The sequence below is a fragment of the Ruegeria sp. N4 genome (assembly GCF_056531425.1).
On record NZ_JBQFLT010000001.1, the window covers coordinates 249,622 to 264,052 of the forward strand.

Consider the following 14,431-nt stretch of genomic DNA (forward strand, 5'->3'; position numbering starts at 1 on the left):
GGTGTGAAAGAAAACATATGTTTTTAAATTATCCAATTGAAAACGTCCGGGGCATGGATAGATCGGCTGTGTGTTTGACGGAGCAACCGATGACCGACCTGCCAAAGCAACCTTACATCCTTGTCGCACCCAATGGCGCGCGGCGCGGGCATGTGGATCACCCGCACTTGCCAGTTACCCTGGAAGAAACGGTCCAAACCGCGCGGGCGTGTCATGAGGCTGGGGCAGATGGCTTGCATCTTCATATTCGGGATGCGCACGGGCAGCATTCGCTGGATGCAGGGCGGTATCTCGAAGCCGTCGCGGAGTTGAAAAAGCAGGTGCCCGATCTGGACATTCAAATCACGACCGAAGCTGCGGGCATTTATGGCGTCGATGCCCAGTATGGGTGTTTGCGACAGGTGCGGCCCGGTTGGGCATCGGTCTCGGTGCGCGAGATCGCGCGGGCGCCCGAGATGGCGGATCGTGTCTATGGGCTGTGTCAAGATCAGGGGACGCGCGTTCAGCATATTCTGTATGATGCCGAAGATGCCGCATTGCTGACCGAATGGCAGCGTGCAGGCATTGTCCGGGACGGGCAGCAGGATCGCCTGTTGGTGCTGGGACGCTATTCGACCGGTCAGGTGTCGTCGCCCGAGGATTTGGATCAGTTCCCGCAGGATCGCTCACCTTGGATGGTGTGCGCCTTTGGGCCACGTGAACATGCGTGCTTGCATAAGGCCGCGCAGCGCGGCGGAGACCTGCGGGTCGGGTTCGAAAACAGCCTGACGAATTCTGACGGACAGCCATGGGCTGACAATGCGGCGTCGGTTGCGGCGCTGGTGTCTTTGATCAAGGGAGTTTCGAAATGAGCCATGTTTTTCCGCGCCACACCAAGGCTGCTTTGCCTGTCGCCGCCGGGGGCGAGGGGTGTTACCTGATTGATGCCGATGGCAAGCGTTATCTGGATTGTGGCGATGCGGCGGTGTCCTGTCTGGGGCATTCCAATCCTGCCGTTATCGAAGCGGTTCAAAAGCAGGTCGAACAGATCGCCTTTGCTCATAGCGGGTTCATGACCTCGGAACCTGCCGAGGCGCTGGCGGATTTGCTGATCGAGCATGCTCCGGGTGATCTGGATCGGGTGTATTTTGTCTCGGGCGGGTCCGAGGCGACCGAGGCCGCGATCAAGCTGGCCCGGCAATACTACCTTGAGATCGGCCAGCCCGAGCGCCGCCACGTGATCGCACGGCGGCAAAGCTATCACGGCAATACGCTGGGGGCTTTGTCGGCGGGCGGCAATGCCTGGCGGCGCGCGCAATTTGCGCCGATGCTGATCGAAATGACCCATATCGCGCCCTGTTATGAATATGCCGAGAAGCCCGAGGGTGAGAGCAGTTTTGACTACGGCCAACGTGTCGCCAATGAGTTGGAGGCCGAAATTCTGCGGCTTGGTCCCGAGACGGTCATGGCGTTCATGGCCGAGCCGGTTGTCGGGGCGACGCTGGGGTCTGTTCCGGCGGTGGACGGGTATTTCAAGCGCATTCGCGAAATCTGCGATCAGTACGGCGTGCTGTTGATTCTGGATGAAGTCATGTGCGGCATGGGGCGGACTGGCCATTTGTTTGCCTGCGACCATGATGGGGTGTCTCCGGATATTCTGTGCATCGCCAAAGGGTTAGGGGCTGGTTATCAACCGATTGGTGCAATGCTGTGCACGGGCAGGATCTATGAGGCCATTCAGAACGGCTCTGGCTTCTTTCAGCACGGGCATACCTATATCGGCCATCCGGTGGCCACGGCAGCGGCTTTGGCGGTGGTTAGCGAATTGACCGGGCGTGATCTGCCCGCGCGCGCTGGTGTGATGGGTGAGAAACTGCAATCGGCGCTGGAAGCTGCCTTTGGCCAGCACCCGAATGTGGGCGATATTCGCGGGCGCGGTTTGTTTCGGGGGATCGAACTGGTTGCTGATCGGGACAGCAAAACCCCGTTCGATCCAGCGCATGGTGTGGCCGGGAAGATCAAGAAGGCGGCAATGGCCGAGGGGCTGATCTGCTACCCGATGTCAGGAACCCGCGACGGCAAGAACGGCGATCATATCCTGCTGGCACCGCCCTTCATCATCGAAGAGTCGCAGCTTGACGAATTGGTTTCAAAACTGGCGAAAGCCATCGACGCGACGCTTCCGGTCTGAAAAAGGGGTCAGAGGGCCGTGTTCTGCATGGCCTTCTGATAATGCGTGTTGAATGCCATGATCGGATGCTCTGACTGGGACGAGCAGGCATTGTCCACCACCAGCGCGCCATGACCAATGGCACCGGTTTCCAATCCGCGCTGTACCGAATCCACAATCGGGCCGTCCTCGGCAAAGGTGGTGGTGCGGTGTTGCAGGATGATCTCGCGCTCGACCGTATTGGGGGTGGCGTCGGGCAGCCACCAGTCGACCTCGATCTTGGTGGAGTTCACGCTCAGCGGTTTCCAGCGATAGGTGTTCACGATGCCACCGGGATAGACCTGCAGCGCGAACAGGGGAAAGAACCACCAGGTCAGGAATTTGTCCGTGCGCGCGGCGGGGTCTGCCACGTATTCATAGGATTTCTGGGAATCCGGCCGAGCCGGGCTTGCGTGGCGAATTCCGTAATCGTGACCGCGCGTCTGGTATTGATCCGGGTCGACAACGCCTGTGGTCAGGGTCTTGTGCACCACGGCGCAGTGGTAGCATTCGTTGAAATTCTCGGCCACGACCTTCCAGTTTGCACTGGCCAAGCGTTCCGTGCGATCGGCGCGCTGGTAGGTGGGCAGGTTGGGGGCATAGTCCGAAATCTCGCCAAGCGCTTCCTGTGCCAGTTCGGCCATCGGGCGAGCATCCGCATCCAGATTGACCAGGATCAACCCAAAAAAGACCTCAATCCGCACCGGGCGCAGTTTGTACTGGCTTTTGTCGAACCCGGGAAAGGCAGTGGCATTTGGGGCGGCGCGCAGCTGACCGGTCGTATCATAGGTCCAGGCGTGATAGGGGCAGGTCATCTTTTTGGCGCAGCCCTTGCCATTCAGCAGCTCATGCCCGCGATGCACGCAGACATTGTAGAAAGCGCGGATTTCACCATTCTGACCCCGGATCACAATCACCGAGATGCCGCTGATATCCTCGACAACATAGTCTCCGAGGTTGGGCAGGTCGGTTACATGGCCAACCAGTTGCCACGCGCGTCTGAATATGCGGCTGCGTTCGGTGGCAAACACGGCCTCGTCGCAATAGGCCTGCGACGGAAGCGACTGATAAACGCCGCCGGCAAAAGACATTTCACCCATCGTAGCCTCCCAAGGATCCGTGGCATTCGGATTGATCCAAACCCCGATCCACATCTTTCCGGATTGCGCCAAGGCGGCGTCGAAATCAGAGCGTCTGAAATCGACCTGTTGTCGCTTTCCGGCTTTCAGGATGTGCGGATTATCTCGATGGGATGCAAATCGCGTTCAATGACGTTCAGGTGAACAAAAAAACCCTGCCAGATCGTCTCTGACAGGGTTCGAATTGGGATTGCTTGCAGGGACTATTTCTGCGGCAGCGGGCCGATCATCATGATCATCTGACGGCCTTCCATCTTCGGCATGTTCTCGACCTTGCCGATATCCTTGATGTCTTCGGCTACGCGTTCCAGCAGTTCGCGCCCCAGGTTCTGGTGCGCCATCTCACGACCGCGGAAACGCAGGGTGACTTTGACCTTGTCGCCCTTTTCCAGAAATTTGAAGACGTTCTTCATCTTGACGTCATAATCATGCGTGTCGGTGTTGGGCCGGAACTTGACCTCTTTCACCTCGATGATCTTTTGTTTCTTGCGGGCCTCGGCTTCGCGCTTCTGCGTTTCGTACTTGTACTTGCCAAAGTCCATAATCTTGCAGACCGGCGGATTCGCGTTGGGCGAGATCTCGACCAGATCGAGGCCGGCATCGGCGGCAAGTTGCATGGCTTTGGCGGGATGAACCACCCCGACATTTTCACCTTCAGCACCAATCAGGCGGATTTCGGGGGCACGGATTTTGTCGTTGACGCGCGGTCCGGTATCTCTCTGCGGCGGCGCGTTGTGGGGTCTGCGAGCTATGGGTTCATTCCTTTGATGATTGCAGAATTTCGAGCCCGGAATTTAGACCGGGCCGGGCAGCGTTTCAAGCAGCATAAACGCCTGTAAGTCGGAAATTCCCGTGAATTATCGCGGGAATCGGCTGGCCGGGTCAGGAAAGGCCCAGCCAGCCGTGTCGATCAGCCGACAAATGCCTTTTCGATCACGAATTCCTTGGGTTCCGAGTTTGCGCCCTCGCGCAGGCCGAACTCTTCCAGGATTTCCTTGATGTCCAGGTTGAAGGCCAGCGAGCCGCAGACCATCGCGCGGTCGGTTTCGGGCTTGATGCCGCCTTCGATGCCCAGATCGGCAAACACGGTGCCGTCTTTCAGCAGTTCCGTAATGCGGCCCATCTTGGGGCTCTCTTCCCGCGTTGTTGTCGGGTAGTAGCGGATCTTGTCGGCAAAGCCTTCGCCCATCAGTTCGGCCAGCAATTCGTCCTGACGAATGCTTTCAATCAGCTGGCGGCCATATTCCAACTCGGCCACTTCGCGGCAGGTGTGGGTGATGATGACCTCATCATAATCCTCATAGGTCTGCGGCTCGCGCAGCAGCGAGGCAAATGGCGCAAAGCCGGTGCCGGTGGCAAAGAACCACAGACGTTTGCCGGGCAGCAGGGCATCATGCACCAGCGTGCCGACGGGCTTGGGCCGCAGGATGATCTGATCGCCGGGTTTGATATGCTGCAGCTTCGAGGTCAGCGGACCGTCCTGCACCTTGATCGAGTAGAACTCCAGCTCTTCATCCCATGAGGGCGAAGCAATCGAATAGGCGCGCAGCAGAGGTTTCTGACGCCCGGTTTTGGGGTCGGGGTCACCCATCAGGCCGATCATCACAAACTCGCCCGAGCGGAACCGCAGCGTCGCAGGGCGCGACACTTTGAACGAGAACAGGCTGTCGGTCCAATGCTTCACATCGGTCACAGTCTGCGCGTCGGGCAGTACGGGGGCCTTTACGGCGGTTGCTTCACTCACGGGTTTCATCTCTGTCATCGTTTCACTGCCGGTGAGGTAAACCGACATCTCCGTTTAATCTTTGATCCAAGTCAGGAAAAGGGGACAGTTTGCCCCCTTCCTTCACAAGCTGGCGATGGCGGTCTTAGCCGCGCAGGCGGGCCTGGTAGTTGTTCTCTTTCCAGTCGGCGCGAGCCAGCCACTGATCTTCGGGCTGACGGGTCGCCAGGGCGTTGTCGATTTCAACTTCGTCAAACCCGCTGCGGCGGGCCATGGCGTATTGGTCGGCCAGAACGTGCCCCTTGGCGCGCAGACGTCCGGTAAAGCCTTTCAGGCGCAGCACGCGCGCGATGGTGAACCCACGCCCATCCGCCGAGGACGGAAAGTCCACGCGCACCATTTTTGCGCTGCCCAGACGGTCAATCAGCTCATCCGGGTCGGTGTCCGAGGCCACATCCAGCGCCACAACATCATTCGCGGCGTCTTCCAGGGTCACAAAGCCGTCGGTCCAGTCATCGGGGGCGAACCCCTCATCCGTTACGATTACGTTCATGTTTTCTCTCCGGCGCGCACCATCTTGCCATCGACAAAATGGATGCCGCATTCTTCCTTGTTCTGGTCGCGCCAGCGCCCGGCGCGGGGGTCTTCGCCCTCTTTGACCGGCGAGGTGCAGGGCGCACAGCCGATCGACGGGTATCCTTTGGCCACCAGCGGATGCCGGGGCAGGTTGTTTTCTTCCATATAGGCGCGCACATCCTCGGGCGCCCAATGGGCCAGCGGGTTTACCTTGATCCGGCCCGTTCCATCCTCGACCTCAAAGAAATCGAGCGCGGCGCGGGTGCCGGACTGGAATCTCTTGCGCCCGGTAATCCAGCCGCAATACCCGGTCAATGCCTGTTGCAGCGGGAAGGTCTTGCGCAGGTTGCAGCACGCATCCGTATCGCGCAGGCGCAGCGCGCCGTAAGGGTCTTCCTGCTGAATGTCCTGATCATCCGCACGGATGATATGAACGTTTTTCAGGCCCAGCCGCTCGCTGACCTCCTGCTGGTATTCCAGCGTTTCGGTGAACAGCATCTGCGTATCCACAAACAGCACAGGGGTCATCTTGTCGACCACCGCCGCCATATGCAGCAGCACCACCGATTCCGCCCCAAAGCTTGAGACCAGAGCAAGCTCGTCGATCTCTTCGATTGCGCCATGCATGACATCATGGGCGCTGTGGTGGCGGAACCGGTTGTTCAGCGCGTCAACCTTGTCGGTCAGTTCGCGCCTGTCTGCACCCAGTTCCGTCTGGATAAGGTCAAGCGGCATTCGCCTGAGCCTCGGGGTAGAGGGCCGCCTTGAACGGAGCCATACCGACGCGGCGATATGTTTCCAGGAAGGTTTCTTCGGCGCTCTCACGCTGGTTCAGATAGGTGTCTACGATACGTTCGACGGCTGGCACGATCTCGTCATAGGCAAAGCCCGGACCGGTGCGGTCGCCAACGGCGGCTGTTTCGGTCGCGTCGCCACCCAGCGTGATCTGGTAGTTTTCGACGCCTGCGCGATCCAGACCCAGGATGCCGATATGGCCCACATGGTGGTGACCACATGCGTTGATGCAGCCCGAGATCTTGATTTTCAGGTGACCGATATCATGCTCCAGCTTCAGCTCGTCAAACCGGGTCGCGATTTCCTGCGCAACCGGAATCGAGCGGGCCGTCGCCAGCGCGCAGTAATCCATGCCGGGGCAGGCGATGATGTCGCTGATCAGGCCGATATTAGCAGTGGCCAGTTCGTGTTCCTTCAGCTTGGCATGGATCGCGGGCAGGTCCGACTTGTGGACATGCGGCAGGATCACGTTCTGCTCATGGCTGATACGCAGTTCATCATAGGCGAACTCTTCGGCCAGATCGGCCATCACGCGCATCTGCTCAGCCGTGGCATCGCCCGGCGTTGCGCCGTGCTTTTTGATCGAGATCGTGACAATCGCGTGGTCCGCGTTCTTGTGCGGCGCGATGTTGGTATCGACCCACGAGCGGAAGACCGGATCGTTGGTATAGGCGCTTTCGAACGATGCAACCGAACCTTTGCGGAAAGCAGGTGCAGCAAAGTGGCCCTTGATCTCGTCCAGCAGGTTCATGTCGGCACCTTTGAACTGCGGGCGGACCTGCAGGAAGCGCTCGTTCACCTTGGCACGGATGGCGTCGATGCCGTGTTCATGCACGGTGATCTTGATACGCGCCTTGTACTTGTTGTCGCGGCGACCGATCTGGTTCCAGACGGATACGGTGGCTTCGAGGTAAGCCAGCAGGTCGTCAAAGGCGACGAATTCCGACAGTTCCTTGCCGATCATCGGCGTACGGCCCAGACCGCCGCCCACGATGACGCGAGCACCCAGAATGCCGTCACGCTCGACCAGTTGCAGGCCGATGTCATGCGCTTTGATCACTGCGCGGTCGTTTTCGCTGCCGGTGATGGCGATCTTGAACTTGCGCGGCATGAACTGGAATTCCGGGTGGTCGGTGGACCACTGGCGCAGCAGTTCTGCATAGGGGCGCGGGTCGGCGATTTCGTCCGCGGCGGCACCGGCGAAATGGTCGGCGGTCACGTTGCGGATGGTGTTGCCCGAGGTCTGAATGGCGTGCATCCCAACTTCGGCCAGCGCGTCCAGCATATCCGGCACGTCATTCAGTTTCGGCCAGTTATACTGGATGTTCTGACGGGTGGTGAAATGGCCATAGCCCTTGTCCCACTTCTCGGCCAGCAAGGCCAGTTGGCGCATCTGCGCGCTGTTCAGCGTGCCATAGGGAATGGCGACCCGGAGCATATAGGCGTGCAGCTGCAGATACAGGCCGTTCATCAGGCGCAGGGGTTTGAATTCATCTTCGGTCAGCGAGCCGTCAATACGACGCTCGACCTGCGCGCGGAACTGTTTGTTGCGCTCTGCCAGGAATGCTGTGTCGAACTCGGAGTAGCGATACATATCTAGCTGTCCTTAGTTGCAGCCCCGAACTTTGGGGCCTTTGGGGAGAGGAAGAGGGGCCAGAAGTCAGGCCCGGGGCTGCGTTTCAGTTTCCTGCTTGCCATGGGCATAGTTCGAGGGCCCGGTGCGGCGGAACTCCTCGCGGAAATGGGTGGGTTCGGGGCCGTTTGCGCCAGCGGCTGCATCGGCAAGATAGGCACCAACGATCTTGTTGGCTTGGCGGGCGGCGTCCAGCAGACGGACCTGCGCGTGGGCTTCATCAGTGATCAGCTCGGCCTCGGACAGATCGCGCGACCAGCGGTCATCCTCGGTCTGGTAGATCACGTCGCCTTCCAGCAGGTCATTTGCAGTGACAACTTTAGGGGTAAAAGCGCGGGCCATCAGGCAAGCTCCTTATTGAATTCGGTCAGGGCCTCGGCCGCTTGGCGCGGGGCAAGGCCATAGAATGTCAGAACCGGGCCGTCCATTTCGGCGGCACTCAGGTCGGTGGGCAGTTGATCGAGCGTGCTTGCCACAACGCGCTGATCCGGGCGCGAGGCATTTTCGATCATTGTTACAGGTGTGGCGCGGTTCGCGCCGTGCATGATCAGGCGACCCTGGATGAAACGGGCGGATTTTTTGCCCATGTAAATCGCGGCAACCGATCCCTCGCGCGCCAGAGCGGTCCAGTCGTGATCGGCAAAACCCTTCATGTCGTGTCCGGTCAGGAACCGAACCGATGAATTGCGCCCGCGCCGGGTCAGGCTTTGACCGATGCCCGCAACGGCTGCAGACGCCGCCGTGATGCCGGGAACGATGCGCCACGAGATACCTGCGGTTTCAACAGCTTCGATTTCCTCGTCCAGCCGCCCAAAGACAGTCGGGTCGCCGGATTTCAGACGCACGACGCGGTTGCCTTTCAGAGCATAGTCGACCAGCAGCGCATCAATATCGGCCTGTTTCCACGACGGGCCGAACCCGGCCTTACCAACGTCGACCAAATGCGCGCTTTGCCCGGCAAGGGTCAGGACGTCTTCGCCGATGAGACGGTCATGCAGAACGACATCCGCGCGCTTAAAGGCTTTCAGGGCCTTGAGCGTCAGCAATTCCGGATCACCAGGACCAGCGCCGACAAAGTCGACATGTCCTGTGCGTCCTGTTTCGTTCGTAAGCTGCATCAGATCGTCCAGAGCTTGGTTTGACTTGCCCTGCAATATAGGAAATATTCCCACCAAACCGCCATATCGCGGAATAAATAAGAACGTGCGTCTTTTCTAATGACCTGTTTGGGACGAGCGTTTCGAAACTGAAGGAAAAATGGAATGTCGGTGCGGATAGACGATACGGATCGGAAAATTCTGGCTGAGCTGCAGCGCGATGCCAGCCAGTCGCTGGACGAAATAGCAGCCCGGGTCGGCAGTTCCAAGACCCCGGTTTGGAATCGAATCCGCAAGCTCAAAAGCGCCGGAATCATTGGTCAGCAAACGGTATTGCTGGACGCCGAAGCGCTGGGGTTCGAGGCCACTTTTTTTGTTCTGATCCGCACATCCGAGCACGAAGCCGACTGGCAGCGTAAGTTCCTGAAAGCCCTTCGGGATCAACCCGAAGTGCAAGAGGCACACCGGCTGGCAGGGGACATCGACTATATTCTGAAAGTACGGGTTAAAAATGCCCGCGCCTATGATCAGTTTTACCAGTCTCTGATATCAGAGGTTCGTGTCCACAACGTCACCGCATTGCTGTCAATGGAAGAGATCAAGTCCACGACCATGCTTCCCTTGAACGCCTTGGCCAGCACTTAAGGGGGTTGGGGGCGCTGCCCCCCCCGCCCCTGTCGGGGCGACTCCCCCGGGATATTTCCAGCCAGATGAACAGGGGATCCAGACTTCATCTGGCTAAAAATATCCCCGCCGGAGGCATCGCGCGGAACGCGCGATTTGATTTTAGGCTTCAGGCCAGAACCATTAGGTGTTCAAGGCCGTGAAAATGGTAGCTGTCCGAGTATGTTGGCGGCTCGGTCAGGTGCAGATTGGGGCATCTGTCGAACAGGATGGGCAGAGCGATGCGCATCTCGAGCCGGGCCAGGGGCGCGCCAACGCAAAAGTGCAGGCCGCCGCCAAAGCTTGAGTTTGTTTTGACCGGACGCTTTGGATTGAAGATATGCGGGTCCGGCCATGCCTCGGGGTCCCGGTTGGCGGCACCCAGCAACAGCGCAACCTGATCGCCGCGTTTGAAGGAATGGCCAAAAACCTCAACCTCTTCATAGGCATAGCGGGTGAACATATGCAGGGGAGGATCGAAGCGCAGGATCTCCTCCACAGTGCCATCGATTGCATCCGGCCCAAGGACACTGCTACCCAGACCGCATTGAAGAAGGGTTTTTACACCATTCCCAAGTGAGTGGACCGTCGCCTCATGCCCTGCATTGAGCAGCAGGATGCAGGTGGCGATCAGTTCATCGGTTGACAGCCTGTCGCCTTCTTCTTCTGCCGCAATCAGACGCGTGATCAGATCGTCACGCGGGTTGGATCGTCGTTGTTGGATGTAACCGTTCAGAAAGGCGGTGAAATCCTGTGCGGATTGCGCTGCGTTCTGTTCAGTCTCTGACGTGCGGCTTGCCTGATACATCGCGACCATGTCGTGGGACCATCTGAGCAGGTCGGGGGACATGCTTTCGGGCACCCCCAGCAGGCGGCAGATCGTTATGACAGGGACTTGCGTGCAATAGGCATCCAGCAAGTCGAATGGCCGGTCCGGAAACTGATCAACAAGGTCATGGCACAGGGTTTCGATCGACGGGGCCAAGGCGGCAATGGCGCGCGAGGTGAAGGCCCGTGTGACCAAAGCCCTCAGCCGCGTGTGGCGGGGTGGTTCAGCCTCAAGCAGCGAATGAGCCTCGACCGCAAGCCACGGGGCCAGGTGATCCGGGCCGGGTTTTGCAAGCTCAGCCGGGATTTCGCGACCAAACCGGCGGTCGCGCAACAGCGCGTGGACCGCCTTGTGCGAAACGGCGGCGACCATGTTGTAGTCGCTCCAATAAACCAAATCTCCATGCGCGCGGGCTGTATCATAGAACGGATAGGGGTTCTGAACGAAACCCGGATCGGTCGGAGATTGAGAGACGGTCTTCATGCGGCGCAGACTTGCCATCGGGCGGCGTGAATGCAAGACCCTATGTCATGCAAAGGTTTTGGGTCATTTGCGGTTTCCTGATCGCGGTCGGTTTATTGTCGGCGAGCGTCTGGTCCTACGGGTATCGGCAGGCGCTGTCGCAGCTGAGCGAAAAGGCCGAAGCCGATTTGGAGCTGGCGGCCGACAGGTTGAGCACTCAGATGCAGGTCTATCAGGAGCTTGCGGTTCTGATGGCGGGGCATCCAACGCTGGCCGCGCTGGAAACGTCCCAGCAGCAGCAGGAGGCGCGCAAAGTGCTTTTGGATGTGGCCGACAAGACGGCTGCGGTCAACATGATCTATCTGGATCGAGATGGCCGCGTTCTGGCTTCGGCCCAGCCGGTTGCGCAGCGCAGCATGGCGGGGCATCCGGCGTTTGAGCGTGCATTGCAAGGCGCGATGGGCAGTGCGCATGGTGTCGAAACCGAAAGCGGAAACAGGATCTATTCCTACGCGGCCCCGGCTTTTGGCCCGGCCGGGCAAGTCGTAGGGGCCTTGATGGTGTTCGCCGATGTTCAGGATGTCGAACAGACCTGGCGTGGAAGTACCGAAGCGGTTTTCTTTGTTGATCACAACGGCGTCGTCTTTATCTCGAACCGGTCCGATCTGTTGTTCTGGTACCGCGCCGACGGGCAGCGGGGGTTGACGCCGCCCGAGGGCGCGCCGGTCGATTTTGCTTCGTCCTGGGTTGGCGGGCACGAGTTATGGCGGTTGAACTGGGGCCGTTACCTGCCGCAGCACGCGCTGCATCTGACGCTTGATCTGCCGGTGATCGACATGATCGCCGAGGTGCTGGTGGATGTGGCCCCGGCGCGGCGGTTGGCCGGGTTGCAGGCGGCGGCGGTGGCCGCGATCTGTCTGGCCTTTGGCGCCTTGCTGTTTCTGGCCACCGAGCGGCGGCGGACCTTGGCCGAAGCCAATGCCGTGCTTGAAGGCCGCGTGGCAAAGCGAACGCGAGACCTGACGACAGCCAACACGGCCCTGCGGCGCGAAGTGGCCGAGCGGCAGGAGGCGGAAGCCGCCTTGAAGCAAGCTCAGGCGGATTTGGTGCAGGCCGGTAAGCTAAGCGCATTGGGTCAGATGTCGGCGGGCATCAGTCACGAATTGAACCAGCCCTTGATGGCCATTCAACAGTTCGCCGACAATGGTGCAGCCTTCATGGAGCGGGGGCAGGGTGAAAAGGCTGGTAAAAACTTGGGCCGTATCTCGGAAATGGCCGCGCGCATGGCGCGGATCATCAAGAACCTGAGGGCCTTTGCGCGAAATGAAAGCGAGCCTATGGGCAAGGTCGATCTGGTTCAGGTGATCCAATCGGCGATTGAACTGACAGAGGCAAGATTGCGTGAAGAAGGGGTGACGTTGGACTGGACCCCACCGACCCATCCGGTGAATGCGTGGGGCGGTGAAGTTCGTTTGGCGCAGGTCTTTGTGAACCTGATCAACAACGCCATCGACGCGATGAGCGGGCAGGAAGACAAGCGTATCGTGATCGAGATTGAAACCGGAGATCGCGTTGTTGTGGCGATACGCGACAGCGGGCCAGGTATCGAAGACCCCGACAAGCTGTTTGAGCCATTTTATACCACCAAATCCGTCGGCTCGTCCGAAGGCATGGGGCTGGGCCTGTCGATTTCTTACGGGCTGGTGCAGAGTTTTGGCGGCAATATTCGCGGTGCGAACGCCGAAAACGGTGCGGTATTCACTGTCGAGCTTGAGTATTTCAGGGAGGAAGAGGTTGCATGACACGCAGGGTCCTTCTGGTCGATGACGACGCCGCCGTTCGCGAAGCGCTGGCGCAAACTATGGAATTGGCCGAATTCACGCCGGTTCCGGCAGGATCCTTTGTTGCGGCAAAGGATCATATCCGGGCGGATTTTCCCGGTGTCATCGTCTCGGACATTCGGATGCCGGGGCGTGACGGTTTTCATCTTCTGACCTATGCGCGCGATGTGGACCCCGAACTGCCGGTGATTTTGTTGACCGGTGAGGGGGATATCCCGATGGCGGTGCAGGCCATGGGGCAAGGGGCGTTTGATTTTCTGGAAAAGCCCTGCGCGGCCTCGGATCTGCTGGCGGTGCTGGAACGCGCTTTTGCGCAGCGGTCGCAGGTCATGGAAAAGCGTGCGCTGAAGTCCGAGCTTGAGCGCGGCGATCCCGCAGCGCGTCTGTTGTTCGGCCTGTCATCACAGGCCGAGGCGTTGCGCGAGCGGGTGCGAAGCGTCGCCCCGACCGGGGCCGAGGTTTTGGTGACCGGACCGCCGGGCAGCGGGGTGTCCAAGGTGGCCGAAGTTGTGCATCTGATGTCTCCTGTCGCGCAGGGCCCCTTTGTGAAGCGCGCGGGATCCGCGTTGACTACTGAGGAGCTACTGCAAGGGTGCGAGGATGCTGCGGGCGGGTCCTTGTTTCTGGATGAGATCTCGGCAATGCCGCAGGCCACGCAATATGCGGCTCTGGAACGGATTGAACAGGGCACGGATGCCCGGATCCTTGCAGGGACAACGGCGGATCTGGCCGCGCTGTCGGACGAGGGGCGTTTCAACGCCGATCTGTTCTATCGTCTGGACGTGATGCAGGTGCGCATTCCGTCTCTGGCCGAGCGGCCCGAGGATATCCCGGTCATCTTTCGTCACTATGTGGCGCAAGCCGCCGAACAGGCCGGTATCCCCGAGCCCGAGATCACCTCGGACCATCTGGCGTCGTTGATGGCGCGCGATTGGCCGGGGAATGCACGGTCGTTGATGTCTGCAGCGATGCGATTTGTGTTGGGCATGCCCGAGGATGTCGCTCAGGCCGCGGAACTTGGGTTGAGCGATCAGATGGCGCGGGTCGAACGGTCGTTGTTGATTGCGGCTTTGGGGCGGCACAATGGCAAAGCCTCGGACGCGGCAAAGGCACTGAAACTGCCGCGCAAGACGTTCTATGACAAGCTGGCGCGGTATCAGATCCGCCCCGAGGATTATCGCAGATAAGCAGACACTCCCGCCAGCTTTGCCCGCATTTTCATCCGGTCAAAGCTGTTGGGCCGGGCAGCCCGCTGGCGCGGGCTGCGGTGGGTGTGATGGGGCAAAGGGATTGATTCTGGACCGGTGATTCGAAAACCGTGCGGATTTCCGCACATCTTGGTTTTCCGCTGTGCGGATTTCCGCACACCCTTGGCTGGGTGATAAAATACGTGCCTGAAAGGTATAATTTAAGTACCGGTTATTATTATATAAATAACGACCCTTCATCCCCGGAATCAAAACGTTGTGCGGTAAGATTTGATTC

At 59.4% G+C, this 14,431-nt stretch carries 13 protein-coding genes and 1 pseudogene; 5 read left to right on the plus strand and 9 right to left on the minus strand.

What is annotated here, in order from left to right; translation table 11 throughout:
* The first annotated feature begins 89 nt into the window (after window positions 1-89).
* Both ACR0LW_RS01185 and ACR0LW_RS01190 read left to right on the plus strand, forming a co-directional pair.
* On the plus strand, window positions 90-851 hold the full coding sequence (locus ACR0LW_RS01185) for a beta-keto acid cleavage family enzyme (RefSeq protein ID WP_480881320.1): 762 nt from the start codon (window positions 90-92) through the stop codon (window positions 849-851).
* Window positions 848-2,170, plus strand: coding sequence for an aspartate aminotransferase family protein (locus ACR0LW_RS01190; RefSeq protein ID WP_480881322.1), 1,323 nt, complete (start codon window positions 848-850; stop codon window positions 2,168-2,170). Before ACR0LW_RS01185 ends, ACR0LW_RS01190 begins: the two co-directional genes overlap by 4 nt.
* Window positions 2,171-2,178: 8 nt before the next feature.
* Here the strand turns inward: ACR0LW_RS01190 and ACR0LW_RS01195 are convergent, their stop codons facing one another.
* From ACR0LW_RS01195 to cobA, 8 genes and pseudogenes are all read right to left on the minus strand, one after another.
* Complete coding sequence (locus tag ACR0LW_RS01195) at window positions 2,179-3,288, minus strand: aromatic ring-hydroxylating oxygenase subunit alpha (RefSeq protein WP_480881324.1); 1,110 nt, start codon at window positions 3,286-3,288, stop codon at window positions 2,179-2,181.
* A gap of 242 nt (window positions 3,289-3,530) precedes the next feature.
* Window positions 3,531-4,121: a translation initiation factor IF-3 gene (gene infC, locus ACR0LW_RS01200; RefSeq protein WP_480626269.1), complete on the minus strand. Its 591-nt coding sequence runs from the start codon at window positions 4,119-4,121 to the stop codon at window positions 3,531-3,533.
* 116 nt (window positions 4,122-4,237) lie between these two features.
* Window positions 4,238-5,089: a ferredoxin--NADP reductase gene (locus ACR0LW_RS01205; RefSeq protein WP_170450982.1), complete on the minus strand. Its 852-nt coding sequence runs from the start codon at window positions 5,087-5,089 to the stop codon at window positions 4,238-4,240.
* A gap of 106 nt (window positions 5,090-5,195) precedes the next feature.
* The gene (locus tag ACR0LW_RS01210; protein WP_170450979.1) at window positions 5,196-5,603 is read right to left on the minus strand and encodes a DUF934 domain-containing protein; all 408 of its coding nucleotides are present in this window, start codon (window positions 5,601-5,603) and stop codon (window positions 5,196-5,198) included.
* Window positions 5,600-6,361 carry a phosphoadenylyl-sulfate reductase gene (locus ACR0LW_RS01215; RefSeq protein WP_480881327.1) on the minus strand — a complete coding sequence of 254 codons (762 nt, stop codon included), beginning with the start codon at window positions 6,359-6,361 and terminating at the stop codon, window positions 5,600-5,602. The genes ACR0LW_RS01210 and ACR0LW_RS01215 overlap by 4 nt, the downstream gene beginning before the upstream one ends.
* Window positions 6,351-8,015: a nitrite/sulfite reductase gene (locus ACR0LW_RS01220; RefSeq protein ID WP_480881329.1), complete on the minus strand. Its 1,665-nt coding sequence runs from the start codon at window positions 8,013-8,015 to the stop codon at window positions 6,351-6,353. Before ACR0LW_RS01220 ends, ACR0LW_RS01215 begins: the two co-directional genes overlap by 11 nt.
* A gap of 66 nt (window positions 8,016-8,081) precedes the next feature.
* Window positions 8,082-8,396, minus strand: a complete 315-nt coding sequence (locus ACR0LW_RS01225) for a DUF2849 domain-containing protein (RefSeq protein WP_170450972.1) — start codon at window positions 8,394-8,396, stop codon at window positions 8,082-8,084.
* Window positions 8,396-9,175, minus strand: a pseudogene (gene cobA / locus ACR0LW_RS01230) (uroporphyrinogen-III C-methyltransferase); the annotation flags it as partial. The gene ACR0LW_RS01225 and the pseudogene cobA, both read right to left, overlap by 1 nt.
* Before the next feature lie 141 nt (window positions 9,176-9,316).
* On the opposite strand from cobA, the gene ACR0LW_RS01235 reads away from it, so the two are divergent.
* Entirely contained in the window at window positions 9,317-9,796 is a 480-nt protein-coding gene (locus ACR0LW_RS01235) for an Lrp/AsnC family transcriptional regulator (RefSeq protein ID WP_170518306.1), read from the plus strand.
* A 148-nt stretch (window positions 9,797-9,944) separates the two neighbouring features.
* Here the strand turns inward: ACR0LW_RS01235 and ACR0LW_RS01240 are convergent, their stop codons facing one another.
* Complete coding sequence (locus ACR0LW_RS01240) at window positions 9,945-11,126, minus strand: cytochrome P450 (RefSeq protein WP_480581385.1); 1,182 nt, start codon at window positions 11,124-11,126, stop codon at window positions 9,945-9,947.
* A 47-nt stretch (window positions 11,127-11,173) separates the two neighbouring features.
* On the opposite strand from ACR0LW_RS01240, the gene ACR0LW_RS01245 reads away from it, so the two are divergent.
* Both ACR0LW_RS01245 and ACR0LW_RS01250 read left to right on the plus strand, forming a co-directional pair.
* Complete coding sequence (locus tag ACR0LW_RS01245) at window positions 11,174-12,907, plus strand: sensor histidine kinase (RefSeq protein ID WP_480881332.1); 1,734 nt, start codon at window positions 11,174-11,176, stop codon at window positions 12,905-12,907.
* On the plus strand, window positions 12,904-14,133 hold the full coding sequence (locus tag ACR0LW_RS01250; RefSeq protein ID WP_480881334.1) for a sigma-54-dependent transcriptional regulator: 1,230 nt from the start codon (window positions 12,904-12,906) through the stop codon (window positions 14,131-14,133). Before ACR0LW_RS01245 ends, ACR0LW_RS01250 begins: the two co-directional genes overlap by 4 nt.
* Window positions 14,134-14,431 lie beyond the last annotated feature (298 nt).

What these genes read in the sequence shown, in the direction of transcription:
- ACR0LW_RS01185 (WP_480881320.1), top strand. Translation starts at nt 90, where the DNA reads ATGACCGACCTGCCAAAGCAACCTTACATCCTTGTCGCACCCAATGGC.
- ACR0LW_RS01190 (WP_480881322.1), top strand. Translation starts at nt 848, where the DNA reads ATGAGCCATGTTTTTCCGCGCCACACCAAGGCTGCTTTGCCTGTCGCC.
- ACR0LW_RS01195 (WP_480881324.1), bottom strand. Translation starts at nt 3,288, where the DNA reads ATGGGTGAAATGTCTTTTGCCGGCGGCGTTTATCAGTCGCTTCCGTCG.
- ACR0LW_RS01205 (WP_170450982.1), bottom strand. Translation starts at nt 5,089, where the DNA reads ATGACAGAGATGAAACCCGTGAGTGAAGCAACCGCCGTAAAGGCCCCC.
- ACR0LW_RS01210 (WP_170450979.1), bottom strand. Translation starts at nt 5,603, where the DNA reads ATGAACGTAATCGTAACGGATGAGGGGTTCGCCCCCGATGACTGGACC.
- ACR0LW_RS01215 (WP_480881327.1), bottom strand. Translation starts at nt 6,361, where the DNA reads ATGCCGCTTGACCTTATCCAGACGGAACTGGGTGCAGACAGGCGCGAA.
- ACR0LW_RS01220 (WP_480881329.1), bottom strand. Translation starts at nt 8,015, where the DNA reads ATGTATCGCTACTCCGAGTTCGACACAGCATTCCTGGCAGAGCGCAAC.
- ACR0LW_RS01225 (WP_170450972.1), bottom strand. Translation starts at nt 8,396, where the DNA reads ATGGCCCGCGCTTTTACCCCTAAAGTTGTCACTGCAAATGACCTGCTG.
- ACR0LW_RS01235 (WP_170518306.1), top strand. Translation starts at nt 9,317, where the DNA reads ATGTCGGTGCGGATAGACGATACGGATCGGAAAATTCTGGCTGAGCTG.
- ACR0LW_RS01240 (WP_480581385.1), bottom strand. Translation starts at nt 11,126, where the DNA reads ATGAAGACCGTCTCTCAATCTCCGACCGATCCGGGTTTCGTTCAGAAC.
- ACR0LW_RS01245 (WP_480881332.1), top strand. Translation starts at nt 11,174, where the DNA reads ATGCAAAGGTTTTGGGTCATTTGCGGTTTCCTGATCGCGGTCGGTTTA.
- ACR0LW_RS01250 (WP_480881334.1), top strand. Translation starts at nt 12,904, where the DNA reads ATGACACGCAGGGTCCTTCTGGTCGATGACGACGCCGCCGTTCGCGAA.